Source organism: Pantoea hericii (assembly GCF_014155795.1).
Lineage (GTDB): Bacteria > Pseudomonadota > Gammaproteobacteria > Enterobacterales > Enterobacteriaceae > Pantoea > Pantoea eucalypti.
Map to the genome: position 1 here is coordinate 628751 of NZ_SCKV01000001.1, position 15617 is coordinate 644367.

At 55.5% G+C, this 15617-nt stretch carries 13 protein-coding genes; 5 read left to right on the top strand and 8 right to left on the bottom strand.

Annotated elements, in window-relative coordinates; genetic code table 11:
- Window positions 1-5 precede the first annotated feature (5 nt).
- Complete coding sequence (locus H7K52_RS02880) at window positions 6-614, bottom strand: DsrE family protein (RefSeq protein ID WP_003848763.1); 609 nt, start codon at window positions 612-614, stop codon at window positions 6-8.
- A gap of 30 nt (window positions 615-644) precedes the next feature.
- Window positions 645-1250 carry a DsrE family protein gene (locus H7K52_RS02885; RefSeq protein ID WP_003848761.1) on the bottom strand — a complete coding sequence of 202 codons (606 nt, stop codon included), beginning with the start codon at window positions 1248-1250 and terminating at the stop codon, window positions 645-647.
- A 753-nt stretch (window positions 1251-2003) separates the two neighbouring features.
- Here H7K52_RS02885 and bepA point away from each other — a divergent pair.
- The gene (bepA, locus tag H7K52_RS02890; protein ID WP_182629661.1) at window positions 2004-3467 is read left to right on the top strand and encodes a beta-barrel assembly-enhancing protease; all 1464 of its coding nucleotides are present in this window, start codon (window positions 2004-2006) and stop codon (window positions 3465-3467) included.
- 50 nt (window positions 3468-3517) lie between these two features.
- On the top strand, window positions 3518-3859 hold the full coding sequence (gene arsC, locus H7K52_RS02895) for an arsenate reductase (glutaredoxin) (RefSeq protein ID WP_008926552.1): 342 nt from the start codon (window positions 3518-3520) through the stop codon (window positions 3857-3859).
- Here arsC and hda read toward each other — a convergent pair.
- The 3 genes from hda to upp form a co-directional block, all read right to left on the bottom strand.
- Window positions 3856-4563, bottom strand: coding sequence for a DnaA inactivator Hda (gene hda / locus H7K52_RS02900; protein WP_033743385.1), 708 nt, complete (start codon window positions 4561-4563; stop codon window positions 3856-3858). The two genes, arsC and hda, sit on opposite strands and share 4 nt — an antisense overlap.
- 102 nt (window positions 4564-4665) lie before the next feature.
- Window positions 4666-5949, bottom strand: coding sequence for a uracil permease (gene uraA / locus H7K52_RS02905; protein ID WP_078804659.1), 1284 nt, complete (start codon window positions 5947-5949; stop codon window positions 4666-4668).
- A gap of 137 nt (window positions 5950-6086) precedes the next feature.
- Window positions 6087-6713 carry a uracil phosphoribosyltransferase gene (gene upp, locus H7K52_RS02910; protein WP_003848753.1) on the bottom strand — a complete coding sequence of 209 codons (627 nt, stop codon included), beginning with the start codon at window positions 6711-6713 and terminating at the stop codon, window positions 6087-6089.
- A 229-nt stretch (window positions 6714-6942) separates the two neighbouring features.
- Between upp and purM the strand changes: the two genes are divergently transcribed.
- Window positions 6943-7983, top strand: a complete 1041-nt coding sequence (gene purM, locus H7K52_RS02915; RefSeq protein WP_003848745.1) for a phosphoribosylformylglycinamidine cyclo-ligase — start codon at window positions 6943-6945, stop codon at window positions 7981-7983.
- Entirely contained in the window at window positions 7980-8618 is a 639-nt protein-coding gene (purN, locus tag H7K52_RS02920; RefSeq protein WP_039659553.1) for a phosphoribosylglycinamide formyltransferase, read from the top strand. The genes purM and purN overlap by 4 nt, the downstream gene beginning before the upstream one ends.
- A gap of 280 nt (window positions 8619-8898) precedes the next feature.
- Here purN and pstB read toward each other — a convergent pair whose 3' ends face one another.
- Genes pstB through H7K52_RS02935 form a run of 3 tightly spaced genes read right to left on the bottom strand, consistent with a single transcriptional unit; the run spans window position 8899 to window position 13403 of the window.
- Window positions 8899-9666: a phosphate ABC transporter ATP-binding protein PstB gene (gene pstB, locus H7K52_RS02925; protein WP_003848740.1), complete on the bottom strand. Its 768-nt coding sequence runs from the start codon at window positions 9664-9666 to the stop codon at window positions 8899-8901.
- A gap of 12 nt (window positions 9667-9678) precedes the next feature.
- Complete coding sequence (gene pstA, locus H7K52_RS02930) at window positions 9679-11313, bottom strand: phosphate ABC transporter permease PstA (RefSeq protein WP_003848739.1); 1635 nt, start codon at window positions 11311-11313, stop codon at window positions 9679-9681.
- Window positions 11310-13403, bottom strand: a complete 2094-nt coding sequence (locus tag H7K52_RS02935) for an ABC transporter permease subunit (protein ID WP_182629662.1) — start codon at window positions 13401-13403, stop codon at window positions 11310-11312. Before H7K52_RS02935 ends, pstA begins: the two co-directional genes overlap by 4 nt.
- Window positions 13404-13553: 150 nt before the next feature.
- Here H7K52_RS02935 and ppk1 point away from each other — a divergent pair, with 150 nt between their 5' ends.
- Entirely contained in the window at window positions 13554-15614 is a 2061-nt protein-coding gene (gene ppk1 / locus H7K52_RS02940; protein ID WP_003848735.1) for a polyphosphate kinase 1, read from the top strand.
- Window positions 15615-15617: the final 3 nt, after the last annotated feature.

A 15617-nucleotide genomic window follows, 5' to 3' on the forward strand; every position in this document is an offset into this window, starting at 1 on the left:
GAGAGTTAAAGCATCAGGAAGGCGTAACCGCTGTTTTCCAGGGTGGCAACGGTGGTGCCGCTGGAGATGGTATGAGTGACCATCGGGTCAATCCAGTTGCGATCAAGCTGATGAAACGCGACAGACTGATCACAGATAGTGACCTGAACGCCCGCTTTTTTCAGCTCGCTGATCAGCTTCAGGTTCGGGTTATCGACGCCATAAGCTTTGCTGAACTGATCATTATTCAGCGCTGATGACACTGCATCACCATTAATCGACACCACAAATTTCAGCTGGTCGAGTGGCACACCCGCCGCATAATAGAGGTTGGTGACGCGTGCTACGCGCTCCAGACCCAGATTCGGCTTACGAATATCGCCTTCATTCCGGTTAATCTGGAAAACAATTTTATTACTCAGGCCCGCTGTCGTGCCGGGTTTAAATGCGGGCGTATCCACATAATGTATTTTACCGTAGCCCTCGATTGCTGGCGTACTCCAGAAATCAGCAGGCTCAGATTTATTATCTGCCATTTTCCCGCTGACCTTATCGTATAATTCCGGCAACTGTAAAACATTGCCCCCAATAAATCCGGCAACGGCTGCCATCACCACTAAAGCTGCTGGACGCATTTACGTTTCTCCCAATTATTTAAATATGAATTACATTGCCAGCCACGCGTATCCCTGATTTTGCAGGGTTGATACGGTGGTTGGACTGGAAAGCGCATGTACCACGGATTTATCAATCCAGTTATTGGGATAGTGATGGAATGCCACGGACTGATCGCAGACCGAGACTTTCACTCCCGCCTGATTCAGCTCATTAATCAGCTTCAGGTTTGGATTTTCGATGCCATAAAATTGTTTGAAATGGGCATTGTCCAGCATGGCGGGCGTCGCATCCCCGGTGACCGACACCACAAACTTCAGTTGGTCAGCCGGAATACCCGAGGCGATATAGAGATTGACCACCCTGGCTACGCGTTCCAGCCCCAGATTGGGTGCGGTCATCGCCCCGTCACTTCGGGTAATCTGGAAAACAATTTTGTTACTCAGGCCCGGCACCGGTTTAAACGCGGCGTCAGGCTCGTAATGAATTTTTCCGTAACCTTCAATCGCCGGCGTGCTCCAGAATCCGGGTGCTTCCTGTGGCTCGGTTGCAAAATGGCGTGTCACTTTGTCGTAAATATCGCCACTCTGTGTGACAGCCGCGCCAACGACGCCGCCAATAATGGCGATTAACGCGTATGAAACAACTGAACGCATAACCCTTCTCTCCGGCATATTATGTCTGGCAGATTCACAATTGAATCAGGTCGGCTATCTATACCACAGCGCAGGTGTAATTCTTGCCTCTGTAAATTCAGGTCAACGCAGCGCTGATAACTATTGGAATTATTCACAGCCGGAATTAATCGAAAAGTTTCATGATGAGAAATAAAAAGTCTTATCTGGAGTGGACCTGACTATTTCTCCATTTTCCTTTTCGATGCTATTCATTATATAAAAATAACAACCAGGCTAATCTGGAACACGTGGAATAAGGCGGGAGAGACGATTTGATTTATCAATGGTTGAAAGGCATTTAGCGGCGCAGAGTGCGTTATTTTTTCAGAGTAGACCTGGAAAAACACATGCCATGTTCAATTTTTTTGAGTGAATTTACATAACTTTATAAAAATAAGCTTACTGGCTTAGGTTGTCTGGCAGCAGATTCTGCTCCGATTTAACGAAGCGCAATGTAAATAAACAACAACGCTATAATATAACCGCTGACGACCCCGGCAATACCCCGCCAGTTTTTTTTCGTTTAACTGCCGTTTAAACTGTCATGATGTTCAATTTTTTTCTTCATAATCGGCGATCTTGCTCAAATCAGGCGGGCGATTTGCCAGAAAACAACATTTCTTTCTTTTGAGGCCCTGGTTAAGATAGTCACGAACCGTCGTTATCTGCGAAAAACGGAACATTCCCGCTGCGCACCTGTCCATTCTCAGGGCCTCTCTACAGGATTCAGGCATGTTGAACTCGTTAAAGAAAACGCTGATCGCCGCGCTCCTTCCGACGCTCATTTTCTCCACTCTGACACCCGCTAACGCCGATGTCAGTGACTCACTTCCCGATATTGGTACTACGGCGGGTTCGACGCTATCAATTAATCAGGAATTGCAGATGGGCGACTTCTATGTGCGCCAGCTGCGCGCCAGTGCGCCGCTAATCAACGATCCGCTGCTCAATCAGTACATTAATCAGCTGGGGCAACGACTCGTTTCTCACGCCGACTCGGTGAAAACGCCGTTCCACTTCTTTCTGATTCAGAACGATGAACTTAACGCCTTTGCCTTTTTCGGTGGCAACGTGGTGCTGCACTCAGCGCTGTTCCGCTTTACCGACAATGAAAGCCAGCTGGCATCGGTAATGGCACATGAAATCTCGCACGTCACCCAGCGCCATCTGGCGCGTGCCATGGAAGATCAGAAGCGCAACGCGCCACTGACCTGGGTCGGTGCGCTTGGCTCTATTCTGCTGGCGATGGCCAGTCCGCAGGCGGGCATGGCCGCGCTGACGGGTACTCTGGCGGGAACGCAGCAGGGAATTATCAGCTTTACGCAGGGCAATGAGCAGGAAGCAGACCGCATCGGGATTCAGGTGCTGCAGCGCGCTGGCTTCGATCCCCAGGCAATGCCGAACTTTCTGCAAAAACTGGCCGATCAGAGCCGCTTCTCTTCGAAGCCACCTGAAATTCTGCTGACGCATCCCCTGCCCGACAGTCGTCTGGCGGATGCCCGCAACCGTGCTAATCAGATGCGGCCGGTGGTGGTGCAATCCACGGAAGATTTCTATATGGCAAAAGTACGGTCGCTGGGCATCTACTCCACCGGACGCAATCAGCTTACTGACGAACTGCTGAGTCAGTATGCCAGCGGCAATTCCCGTGAGCAGATGGCGTCACAATATGGCAAAGCCATACAGTTTTTGCAGGCGAAAAGTTACGCCGATGCGAAACGGATTATCACCCCGCTGCTGGCGAAGCAGCCCAATAATGTCTGGTTCCTGGATATCATGTCGGACATTGATATCGGGCTGAATCAGCCACAACAGGCCATCGCCCTGCTCACCGCCGCAACCGGTGCCAAAAACAGTCCGGTGGTGCAGCTCAATCTGGCCAATGCCTACGTTGAAGCGAAACAGTATGCCAATGCCAGCCGTATTCTGAACCGCTACACCTGGGCCAATAAAGATGATCCCAACGGCTGGGATCTACTGGCGCAGGCCTCGGCGCAGCAGGGACTGAATGATGAAGAGTTATCGGCGCGGGCAGAGAGTCTGGCCCTGAATGGCCAGCTTGATCAGGCGATCACCACCCTGAGCAGTGCCAGCGCACAGGTGCCGCTCGGCAGCCTGAAACAGGCGCGTTACGATGCCCGTATCGATCAGCTGCGCCAGTTACAACAGCGCTTTAAGCAGTATCAGAAAGGCTAAGCACTCACACCGCCAGCACGTCGCGAACAGAGAAGAAAGGAGAGTCAGAGATGGTGACGATTTATCACAACCCGCGCTGCAGCAAGAGCCGCGAGACACTGGCGCTGCTGACTGCCCGCGGAATTGAGCCGGATGTGGTGCTCTATCTGCAGACGCCGCCCGACCGCGAGACGCTGCAAATCCTGTTACAGAAACTGGGTATGCAGAGCGCACGCGAGTTAATGCGAACTAAAGAGGCGATCTACAGCGAGCTGGCGCTTGACGACAAAGGTGAAAGTGCGCTGCTGGATGCGCTGGTAGAGAATCCGGTGCTGATTGAAAGGCCGATAGTGATCAATGGCGATAAGGCGCGGATTGGCCGCCCGCCAGATGCGGTGCTCGACATTCTTTAAAGGCCGAGCGTCTCTTTAACAAAGGGAATGGTGAGTTTGCGCTGGGCGCTGATCGAGGCGCGATCAAGACGATCCAGCGTATCAAACAGCGTGCGCATTTCACGATCGAGTCGCTTCAGCAGGAAGCGACCCACATCTTCAGGCAGCTCAAATCCGCGTAACCCGGCACGCAACTGCAACGCCTGTAATTTATCTTCATCAGAAAGCGGCTGCAGGCGATAGATTTGCCCCCAGTCAAGGCGCGAGGCGAGATCGGGCAGCTGAAGATTAAGCTGGCGTGGCGGACGATCGCCGGTGATAAACAGACGCGTGTTACCGGTTTCCAGAATGCGGTTATAGAGATCGAAGATCGCCATTTCCCATTCCGGCTCGCCTGCAATGCACTCGATGTTATCGATACAGACCAGTGACAGCTGCTCCATCCCTTCCAGAACGTCCGGAACAAACCAGGTGCGTTTATCCAGCGGAACATAGCCCACGGCTTCACTGCGCGCGGACATTTCGGCACACGCGGCATGCAGCAAATGGCTCCGCCCACCGCCTTCGCGTGACCAGAAGTAGAGATAGCTGCCATGTTGTTGGTTGAGCGCGCCTTTCAGGGCGGCAATCAGCGACGGGTTTTCCCCCGGCCAGAAGCTGGAGAAGGTTTCATCGTCAGGTAAATAGAGTGGCAATGACAATTGTGCCGGCGTGTTCAGAAGCACCTCAGCAAGAGAACAAGCAAAAAATCGGGGGAAGTCTAACACAGTTTTCAGAAAGAGATGAATGGGGCGTCCCTGCCCCGGATCCTGTCAGGCTCGCGGCGATCACTGCTCGCGCGGTTCTTCAGCCTCCAGCACCACTTCTTCAGGTCTGAGCAGCGAGATAACCCGGAAGATCAATGCCAGTCCGACACCGACGATCGTCGCCAGCGCCATGCCTTTCAGCTCCGCTGCGCCGATATGCACTTTCGCCCCGCTGACCCCGATGATCAGGATCACCGAGGTGAGGATCAGATTCTGCGCTTTGTTGTAATCGACTTTGGATTCGATCAACACCCGGATACCGGAGGCGCCAATGACCCCATACAGCAGCAGCGACACACCGCCCATAACCGGAACCGGGATCGCCTGGATCACCGCCGCCAGTTTGCCAACGCAGGAGAGCAGAATCGCCAGAATCGCCGCGCCGCCAATCACCCACGTGCTGTAGACGCGGGTAATCGCCATCACACCGATGTTTTCACCGTAGGTGGTGTTGGGTGTGGAACCAAAGAAGCCGGAGATGACGGTCGATAAACCGTTGGCGAACATCGAACGATGCAGGCCGGGGTCGCGAATCAGATCTTTCTTCACGATATTGGCGGTGACTACCAGATGACCGATATGCTCGGCAATGACCACCAGCGCCGCAGGCAGAATCGTCAGCATCGCCACCCACTCAAAGCGCGGCGTATAAAAGGTCGGCAGTGCAAACCAGGGCGCTTTGACCACGCCGCTCCAGTCCACGATGCCCATAAACGCGGAAAGCAGATAACCCGCCACGACCCCGACCAGAATTGGGATGATAGCCAGGAAGCCACGGAACAGCACCGAACCGAATACGGTTACCGCCAGCGTGACCAGCGAGATCAGCACAGTTTTACTGTCGGGCGCACTGCCTTCAGCTGGCAGCAGGCCCGCCATATTCGCGGCCACACCCGCCAGCTCCAGACCGATGACAGCGACAATTGCACCCATCGCCGCCGGAGGGAACATCACATCGAGCCAGCCGGTTCCGGCGCGTTTGACAATCAGCGCCACGATGCAAAACAGCACGCCGCAGAGAATAAACCCGCCCAGTGCGACCTCATAACCCAGCGGCAGCAATAGCAGTACCGGCGAGATAAAAGCAAAGCTCGAACCCAGATAGGCGGGAATTTTGCCTTTACAGATAAAGAGATAAATCAGTGTGCCGACCCCGTTAAACAACAGCACTGTCGCCGGGTTGATGTGAAACAGAATGGGTACCAGTACCGTGGCACCAAACATGGCAAACAGGTGTTGCAGGCTGAGTGGAATGGTTTGCAGTAACGGCGGTCGTTCACTGACGCCAATGGCGCGACGAGTCATCATTTATCCCCTTATTTTTTCCCCGACGATTCGGGCCTCAGGCACAGCAGCAGGCACGCCGGTGCGCCTTGCGGCAGGCCGAATCCGTGGGGTGTTTTTTGCCAAAAAAAAGCCGACTCTCTGGTCGGCTGTGCGTTTTATTTGGTTCCGAAAATTTTGTCCCCGGCATCGCCGAGCCCGGGAATGATGTAACCCTTTTCATTCAGTCCCTGGTCCACTGACGCGGTGTAAAGCTCGACGTCAGGATGCGCTTTCTCCAGTGCGGCAATCCCTTCTGGTGCGGCAACCAGAACCAGCACTTTGATGCTGGTGCAGCCCGCTTTCTTCAGCAGATCGACGGTGGCGATCATGGAACCGCCAGTCGCCAGCATCGGGTCAACCACCAGCGCCAGGCGCTCTTCAATGTTAGAGACCAGCTTCTGGAAGTAGGGAACCGGCTCCAGGGTTTCTTCATCACGGTAAACACCCACCACGCTGATACGGGCGCTGGGAACGTGCTCCAGCACCCCTTCCATCATGCCCAGGCCGGCACGCAGAATCGGGACCACCGTGATTTTTTTGCCTTTGATCTGGTCGATCTCTACCGGGCCATTCCAGCCCTCAATGGTGACGCGCTCTGTTTCCAGATCGGCGGTCGCTTCGTAGGTCAGCAGGCTGCCCACTTCAGAGGCCAGCTCGCGAAAACGCTTTGTGCTGATATCATGCTCACGCATCAGGCCCAGTTTATGTTTGACCAGCGGGTGTCTGACTTCCACGATCTTCATTGGTGTTCTCCCGGAATGAGTTGAGCTAAAAAAAAATCGCGGGATTATACCGCCTTTTGCGCCCTGCGCCACCTGCTCTTGCGCAAAGCCGCGGCTTTTACCGGAACAAATAGAGGATTAATGAAAATCGCCCGATGCGCAATCCCGGACTCGCAAACGTTTGCCTGCACTGATAGAATTGCCGCGCTTTATTTTAACCACCAACCGCAATTCGCGTGGGGACCTCGCAGTGACCGACAAAACCTCTCTCAGTTACAAAGACGCCGGTGTTGATATTGATGCTGGTAACGCTCTGGTTGACCGTATTAAAGGCGTAGTGAAAAAGACGCGTCGCCCGGAAGTGATGGGTGGACTGGGCGGTTTTGGTGCGCTTTGCGCGCTGCCGCAAAAATACCGTGAACCGGTGCTGGTCTCCGGCACCGATGGCGTCGGCACCAAGCTGCGCCTGGCGATGGATCTCAAACGCCACGATGCCATTGGTGTTGACCTGGTCGCGATGTGCGTTAACGACCTGGTGGTACAGGGCGCTGAGCCGCTCTTCTTCCTCGACTACTACGCCACCGGCAAACTGGATGTGGAAACCGCCTCTGCGGTGATCACCGGCATCGCCGAAGGGTGTCTGCAGTCAGGTTGTGCGCTGGTAGGCGGTGAAACTGCTGAGATGCCAGGCATGTATCACGGCGAAGATTACGACGTGGCGGGTTTTTGTGTCGGCGTGGTGGAAAAGTCAGAAATCATTGATGGCAGCAAGGTGCAGGATGGTGACGTACTGATCGCCCTCGGATCAAGCGGCCCGCACTCCAATGGCTATTCGCTGGTGCGCAAAATTCTGGAAGTCAGCAACACGGATCCACTGGCTGAACAGCTGGAAGGCAAACCGCTGGCTGATCATCTGCTGGAACCGACCCGCATCTACGTGAAAAATATCCTGAGCCTGATTGAGCAGGTCGATGTACACGCTATTGCGCACCTGACCGGCGGCGGCTTCTGGGAGAATATTCCGCGCGTACTGCCTGACAATACTCAGGCCGTGATCGACGAGAAGAGCTGGGAATGGCCGGCGGTATTCAGCTGGTTACAGCAGGCGGGCAACGTCAGCCGTTTCGAGATGTACCGCACCTTTAACTGCGGCGTCGGCATGATCATTGCCCTGAGCCCGGCAGAGGCGGACAAGGCGATTGCGCTGATGCAGGCCGCAGGCGAGAAAGCCTGGAAGCTCGGCGTGATTAAAGCGTCGGATGCTGAAGAGCGTGTGGTTATTAACGGATGAAAAAGCTGGTTGTACTGATTTCCGGCAACGGAAGTAACCTTCAGTCCATCCTTGACGCCTGTGAAAGCGGGCAGATTCACGGCAGCGTCGCTGCCGTGTTCAGCAACCGTGCCGCCGCTTATGGCCTGACGCGGGCGCAGGAGGCGGGCATTCCCGCCCATGCGCTTGCCGCCAGTGACTTCGCTGACCGCGAAGCCTTTGATCGTCAGCTCATCACTGAAATCGACGCATACCGTCCAGACCTGATTGTGCTGGCCGGTTATATGCGCATTCTCAGCAGCGCTTTTGTGGCGCATTTTCATAATCGCCTGCTGAATATCCACCCTTCTCTGCTGCCGAAATATCCGGGTCTGCATACGCATCGTCAGGCGCTGGAAAATGGCGACAGCGAACATGGCACTTCCGTGCATTTCGTGACGGACGAACTGGATGGCGGACCGGTGATCCTGCAGGCCAAAGTGCCGGTCTTTCCTGGCGACAGTGAAGCGGAGATTACGGAGCGGGTGCAGCACCAGGAACACGCTATCTATCCGCTGGTGATCAGCTGGTTTGTTGAGGGTCGGCTGGAAATGCGAGACGGCAAAGCCTGGCTGGATGGCGAACCGCTGCCGCCGCAGGGCTATGCTAACGACTGATGCATGGGAAGCCAGGGCTTCTTATGAAGTACTGGCAGAGTAAAGGTTCAGGGAGCCTATGCCCTCGGTAAAGACGCAAAAAATGCTATCCATGGCAGCTCAGCGCGGACGATTACGCACCTCATCCCTGAGGTGCGCCCGTTGCCAGACCAACGCTTTGCGTTGTTCAAAAACGCCCCCGGCGTTTTTGTCCCTGGTCAGCGATGCTTTACTACAGGCATAAGCTCCCATCGCTTTGAATTCAGGAGTTGTCAGTCAGAATACCCATTTTTCCTCTCCCTCAGCCGTAGCGCCCCGTAATATAATCTTCAGTCCGTCGCTGTTTCGGGGCGGTGAAAATCCGGTCGGTCTCATCAAACTCCACTAACGCGCCCTGATGCATAAACGCAGTGTAATCTGACACGCGCGACGCCTGCTGCATGTTGTGCGTCACCAGCACCAGCGTGAAATGCTGCTTCAGTGTGGTCATCAACTCTTCAATCACCAGCGTGGAGATCGGATCCAGCGCGGAGGTCGGCTCATCCAGCAGCAGCACTTCCGGCTCAATCGCAATGGCACGGGCAATCACCAGCCGCTGCTGCTGTCCGGTCGAAAGCGTCAGCGCATTCTGTGACAGCTGATCTTTCACCTCACTCCACAGCGCCGCCGCGCGCAGTGCCCGTTCACAGGCTTCGTTCAATACCCGCCGATCGCGCACACCCTGTAAACGCAGCCCATAGACCACATTCTCATAGATCGACTTTGGAAAAGGATTGGGCCGCTGAAACACCATACCGACCCGACGGCGCAGCGCGGAGAGATCCTGTCCGGGTTGCAGGATCGGCAGTGAATCCAGCAGCACGTCGCCCTCTACCCGGCAGTGATCAATCACGTCGTTCATACGATTAAAGCAGCGCAGCAGCGTCGACTTGCCACAGCCTGAGGGGCCAATCAGCGCAGTAATCCTGTTTTTCGGCACCTGCAGAGAAATATCCTGCAGCGCCTGGCGCTCGCCATACCACAGCGACAGATGGTTAACGGTCAGCGCGATATCCGTGTCGGACGTCATAGTCATAGCCTGTTATTGAGTCATAAGACGATAGCGTTCACGCAGACGGTGGCGCAGGCCCATCGCCAGCAGATTAAGCGACAGAATAATCAGCACCAGCAATAGCGCGGTGGCAAACACCAGCGGCCGGTCAGCTTCAATATTCGGACTCTGAAACGCCAGATCGTAAATCTGGAAGCCCAGATGCATAAACTTGCGATCCAGATGCAGATAAGGAAACACTGCGTCGACCGGCAGTTCCGGTACCATTTTTACTACCCCCACCAGCATCAGCGGTGCGGTTTCACCAGCAGCACGCGCTACCGCCAGAATCAGGCCGGTCAACATGGCCGGCACTGCCATCGGTAACACCACGTTCCACAGCGTTTCCGCCTGGGTCGCGCCCAGCGCCAGCGAACCCTGACGCAGGCTGTTGGGAATACGGGATAAGCCTTCTTCCGTCGCCACAATCACCACCGGCAGCGTCAGCAAGGCGAGCGTCAGTGAGGCCCACAGCAAACCCGGCGTGCCAAAAGTGGGATTCGGCAGCGCGCTGGCGAAGAAGAGCTGGTCAAGGGTGCCGCCCACCAGCCAGACAAAAAAGCCCAGACCAAATACGCCATAAACGATTGAAGGGACGCCCGCCAGATTGACCACTGCGATACGCACCAGCCTGGTCAGCGCATTGCGTCCGGCATATTCGTGCAGCCAGATGGCGGCAATGACGCCCAGCGGCATCACCACCACCGACATCAGCAGCACCATCAGCACGGTGCCAAATATCGCCGGAAACGCCCCGGATTCACTTTCACCCTCGGCGGGTGTGTCACTGACGAAACGCCACAGCTGATGCAAAAAATGTCCGGTTTTGCCGGTCAGCGTCATCGCATTAGGCTTCCAGCTGTCAACGATTTCGGTCAGCGGGATCGCATGTTCGGTGCCCTGCACATCCCGCAGAACTAACACATCGCGCTGACTCTGCAGTTGCAGAGAAGCCAGTGTCTCACTCAGTTGATTGAAGCGGCGCTGTAAGGCAGCCTGATTGGCCTGATATTCCGATTCGGCCTGCAGATCAAAGTGGCCGGCAGCACGGTTTGTGGCCGCCTGCTCATCAAGCTCCTCACGCTGGCTGTTGATGCGCGCCATCCCGACCCGGCGAATCTGGTTAGCCTGCCTCACCAGCATCTGCACCTGTCCGAGCCGCTGATTCAGCAGCGCATCGGGATCCTGCGCAGTTAACTCTTCATTATCTTCACGCAGGCCAACAAACCAGCCATAAGCCTGGCCGTGACTGCGGCGTTGCAGCACCATGATATCTGCTGGCTGGCTGACCTTCGCTGCCGTGCGACTGTAGACGACCCGGAAATCGGGTGCGTCCCAGTCACGGTTACCGGTTTTGATCAGATAGCGATTCACCTGACCGCCGCTGTTACCCTGCTCATCGGCCGGGGCCGGAAAACGTCGCTGATGTTCCAGCGTTTCGCCCAGCAGACGTGTTTCACCGCCCTCAGGCTGACTGAACGTATAAAGGTCAACGCGCTGCGGCCAGAAAGCGCGAACGCCCTGCCACGCCAGTAGGCCAATCAGCAGCGTAAAAGCCAGCAGGCAGACGGCGACGGCACCGGCGGTTAACCAGCGCCAGCGGTCATTCTGTCGCATCGCTTTCATGCCTGCTCCTCGTGCTGGCTGTAGCGCTGACGCAGTCGCTGACGGATCAGCTCGGCAACCGTGTTAATCACCAGCGTAAACAGCAACAGCATCAGTGCGCTGAGAAACAGCACGCGATAGTGGGCACTGCCCGCTGCTGCTTCCGGCATCTCAATGGCGATATTGGCAGAGAGCGCGCGCAACCCGCTGAACAGGCCACCTTCACTTTGCGGCGTATTGCCGGTCGCCATCAGCAAAATCATGGTTTCTCCTACGGCGCGTCCCAGACCGATCATCAGGGCGGCGAAAATACCGGCAGAGGCTCCCGGCAGCACGACGCGGGTCAGTGTCTGCCAGGGCGTCGCCCCCAGTGCCAGCGAGCCCTGCCCCAGTGCAGCAGGCACGCTAAACAGCGCATCTTCTGAGAGGGTGAAAATCAGCGGCACCAGCGCGAAGCCCATCGCCAGCGCAGCCACCAGCAGATTGCGCTGCTCGTAATGCGGGAGCCAGTCACCGGCATCCGGTATAAAGAGTGTGGGCAGCCACAGCGTCAGCAGCGTGACCAGCAGCAACAGCGGCAGCAGAACCATGACCTCACGTCCCGGCTGACGCCAGCGTGGTGGTAAACGCGCGCTGAATACGCCGCACAGCAGCAGCGCGCCTGCCAGCGTTAGCGGCAGCAGCAGCACACCCACCAGCGCCTGACCGATATGCGGCGCGAGCCAAATCCCGGCAATCAGCCCCACCACCACGCTCGGCAGCGCACCCATCATCTCAATGGCCGGTTTAACCCAGCGCCGCAGGCCTGGCGCCATAAACCATGCGGTGTACATCGCCGCCGCCAGCGCCAGCGGTGTCGCAAACAGCAGTGCTAAACTGGCCGCTTTCAGCGTTCCCGAGACCATCGGCATCAGGCTGAATTTGGCCTGATAGTTATCACCGGCCGCAGTCGATTGCCAGACCCAGTCGGGCCCAGGGTAGTTTTCATACCAGATCTTTTGCCAGAAATTGCGCCAGGTGACGTCCGGCCACGGATTATCAAGCCGCAGTGTCTGCCAGCTGCCCGGCCGCTCAATCAGCAGGCTGTCGCCGTGGGGAGAGAACTGCGCCTGCACAATGCCCGGCGCCAGCTGACGCTGCAGTATCGGGCCATCCTGCTTACTGGCGAACAGCCGAAGCATCCCCTGCTTACTGAGGGTCGCAAACACGCGACGTTGAGATTCCGTCACCAGAATCGTCTCACCGTCGCTGTTGCTGTCGGCAAAGGTCCGGATTTGCTGAAGCCGTGGCCCCTGATCGCTGGCAATCGCAAACCACTGGGTGACGCCGCGGTTATCCTGGATCAGCAGGCTTTTCCCTCCCACCAGCAGATGCAAACTTTGCGGAGGCTGCGGCAGCATGTGGGTTTCGCGCAACAGAGCCCGATCATCATCAAGTTGCCAGACCCGCAGCAGATTGCCTTCAGTGGTGTAGAGCAGATCGCCGGATGGCGAGAGTGCCAGCAGATCCAGCTGACGTTGCGGAAGCGGGATAATGGATGCCTGACGATCGGTGCCCAGCGTCAGCACCCGGAGTCCGGCCTCGGTGAGAGCAGCAATGCGCCACTGGCCCGCATGACGCGTCGCCAGCGCCATCTTCGTCACCGCGCCATCAGGCAGATGGAACGGTTTGTCACCCAGTGGAAAACGCCATTGCTGGTCGGCTGTCGGCTGCATCAGCGTTAGCGCGCCCTGCATATTCAGCAACAGTGTTTGCCCGTCGGCACTCTGCACAGCGTCATCGGGAGCGGGAGTCAGGGTCAGCGCCGGTTCTGCAGGCTGTCCATCCAGCGGAATAAAACGGGCCGCACCGCGTGCACTGATTCGCCAGCCGACACTGCCCTGATTGCCTATGGCTAAAGCGGGCGCACGATCCCAGAGCTGCTGGCTGGCCGCAATTTGCAGGCCCGGCGCATTAAATAGCGGTAATACCACGCCAATCAACCAGCAGAATAGCAGCAGCATCAGCAATAGGATCGCTACGCCACAGCAGGTGACCAGTCGCCGCGTCAGACGGTCAACGGCACGACGCTTACGATCGCTGAATTGGACAGGAATGTGGTTTGCGCTCATGCGGTTCCGGTGGCAGCCTGAAATAAGCCGCTATGTTGCCCGTAGCCGATTGATAAGACAACTCCTGGCGTTGGACAACGCTGCCATACTCTCGCCATAATGTTGGTGGATACTGGATCTTCAGTCCTGCAACCGCTAAATGGAGTGAGAATGGGTCAGGTAAAGCTTTATATTGAAAAAGAATTAAGCTGGTTATCCTTTAATGAACGGGTTTTGCAGGAAGCCGCAGACAAAAGCAATCCACTGATTGAGCGGATGCGCTTTCTGGGCATCTACTCCAATAATCTCGACGAATTCTATAAAGTGCGTTTCGCCGACCTCAAACGCCGCATTCTGATTGGTGAAGAGCAGGGTTCCGCCAGTACGCCACGCCATCTGTTTAAGAAAATTCAGCAACGGGTGATGAAGTCCGATCAGGAGTTTGATGCGCTCTATAACGATCTGCTGCTGGAGATGGCACGTAATCAGATCTTCCTGATCAACGAACGTCAGCTCTCATCCAATCAGCAGGCCTGGCTGCGCCACTACTTCAAACATGAACTGCGTCAGCACATCTCGCCGATCCTGATCACCCACGAAACCGACCTGACGGAATTCCTCAAAGACGACTACACCTATCTGGCAGTAGAGATTATCCGTGGTGACCATATTCAGTATGCACTGCTGGAAATTCCGTCTGACAAAGTGCCGCGTTTCATTAATTTACCGGCAGAGCCACCGCGTCGCCGTAAACCGATGATCCTGCTGGATAACATTTTGCGTTACTGCCTGGATGATATTTTCAAAGGCTTCTACGACTACGACGCGCTCAACGCCTATTCAATGAAAATGACGCGTGACGCCGAGTACGACCTGGTTACGGAGATGGAGTCGAGCCTGCTGGAGCTGATGTCCTCCAGCCTGAAGCAGCGACTGACGGCGGAGCCGGTACGTTTTGTCTACCAGCGCGATATGCCCGACACCATGGTGTCGCTGCTGTGCCATAAGCTTTCCATCTCTAACCTGGATTCCATTTTGCCGGGCGGCCGCTACCACAACTTCAAAGACTTTATCGGCTTCCCGAACGTCGGCAAAAACAACCTGGTTAACCGCCCGCTGCCGCAGATTCGCCACATCGGCTTTGATGGCTTCCGCAACGGCTTTGATGCGATTCGTAATCGCGACGTGCTGCTCTACTATCCATACCATACCTTTGAGCATGTGCTGGAGCTGCTGCGTCAGGCATCGTTTGACCCCAGCGTGCTGGCAATCAAAATCAATATCTACCGCGTCGCCAAACACTCCCGCATTATGGATGCGATGATCCATGCCGCCTATAACGGTAAAAAAGTCACGGTGGTGGTGGAACTGCAGGCGCGCTTTGATGAAGAAGCTAACATTTACTGGGCGAAACGCCTGACTGAAGCGGGTGTGCACGTCATTTTCTCCGCACCAGGCCTGAAGATTCACGCCAAGCTGTTCCTGATTTCACGCCGCGAAGGCGAAGAGATTGTGCGCTACGCGCATATCGGTACCGGCAACTTTAATGAGAAAACCGCGCGACTCTATACCGATTACTCATTGCTGACCGCGGATGCGCGCATCACCAATGAAGTGCGTCGGGTGTTCAACTTTATTGAGAATCCCTATCGGCCTGTGACGTTCGATCACCTGATGGTGTCGCCACAAAACTCGCGCCGGATGCTGTATGAACTGATCGACACCGAAATTGCAAATGCTCAGCAAAATAAGCCCTGCGGCATTACTCTGAAAATAAACAATCTGGTGGACAAAGGTCTGGTTGATCGGCTTTATACAGCCTCGAGCGTAGGGGTAAAGGTCAATCTTCTGGTGCGCGGAATGTGCTCATTAATTCCTGACTTGCCTGGGATCAGTGAAAATATTCGTGTCATCAGTATTGTTGATCGTTATCTGGAACATGATCGCGTCTATATTTTTGAAAATGGCGGCGATAAAAAGGTGTTCCTCTCCTCCGCTGACTGGATGACGCGTAACATCGATTACCGCATTGAAGTGGCTGTGGCGATCCTCGATCCCCACATCCGGCAGCGTATACTCGACATTATTGCTATTCAGTTGAGTGATACGGTGAAAGCCCGCATCGTCGATAAAGAGTTGAGTAACCATTACGTCCAGCGCGGCAATCGTCGTAAAGTGCGCTCGCAGCTGGCCATCTATGATTACATCAAGAAACTGGAACAACCTGAATAAATC

Excerpts from the sequence above, each read along its gene's own strand:
- H7K52_RS02880 (WP_003848763.1), bottom strand. The coding sequence starts at position 614 with ATGCGTCCAGCAGCTTTAGTGGTGATGGCAGCCGTTGCCGGATTTATT.
- H7K52_RS02885 (WP_003848761.1), bottom strand. The coding sequence starts at position 1,250 with ATGCGTTCAGTTGTTTCATACGCGTTAATCGCCATTATTGGCGGCGTC.
- bepA (WP_182629661.1), top strand. The coding sequence starts at position 2,004 with ATGTTGAACTCGTTAAAGAAAACGCTGATCGCCGCGCTCCTTCCGACG.
- arsC (WP_008926552.1), top strand. The coding sequence starts at position 3,518 with ATGGTGACGATTTATCACAACCCGCGCTGCAGCAAGAGCCGCGAGACA.
- uraA (WP_078804659.1), bottom strand. The coding sequence starts at position 5,949 with ATGACTCGTCGCGCCATTGGCGTCAGTGAACGACCGCCGTTACTGCAA.
- upp (WP_003848753.1), bottom strand. The coding sequence starts at position 6,713 with ATGAAGATCGTGGAAGTCAGACACCCGCTGGTCAAACATAAACTGGGC.
- purN (WP_039659553.1), top strand. The coding sequence starts at position 7,980 with ATGAAAAAGCTGGTTGTACTGATTTCCGGCAACGGAAGTAACCTTCAG.
- pstB (WP_003848740.1), bottom strand. The coding sequence starts at position 9,666 with ATGACGTCCGACACGGATATCGCGCTGACCGTTAACCATCTGTCGCTG.
- pstA (WP_003848739.1), bottom strand. The coding sequence starts at position 11,313 with ATGAAAGCGATGCGACAGAATGACCGCTGGCGCTGGTTAACCGCCGGT.
- H7K52_RS02935 (WP_182629662.1), bottom strand. The coding sequence starts at position 13,403 with ATGAGCGCAAACCACATTCCTGTCCAATTCAGCGATCGTAAGCGTCGT.
- ppk1 (WP_003848735.1), top strand. The coding sequence starts at position 13,554 with ATGGGTCAGGTAAAGCTTTATATTGAAAAAGAATTAAGCTGGTTATCC.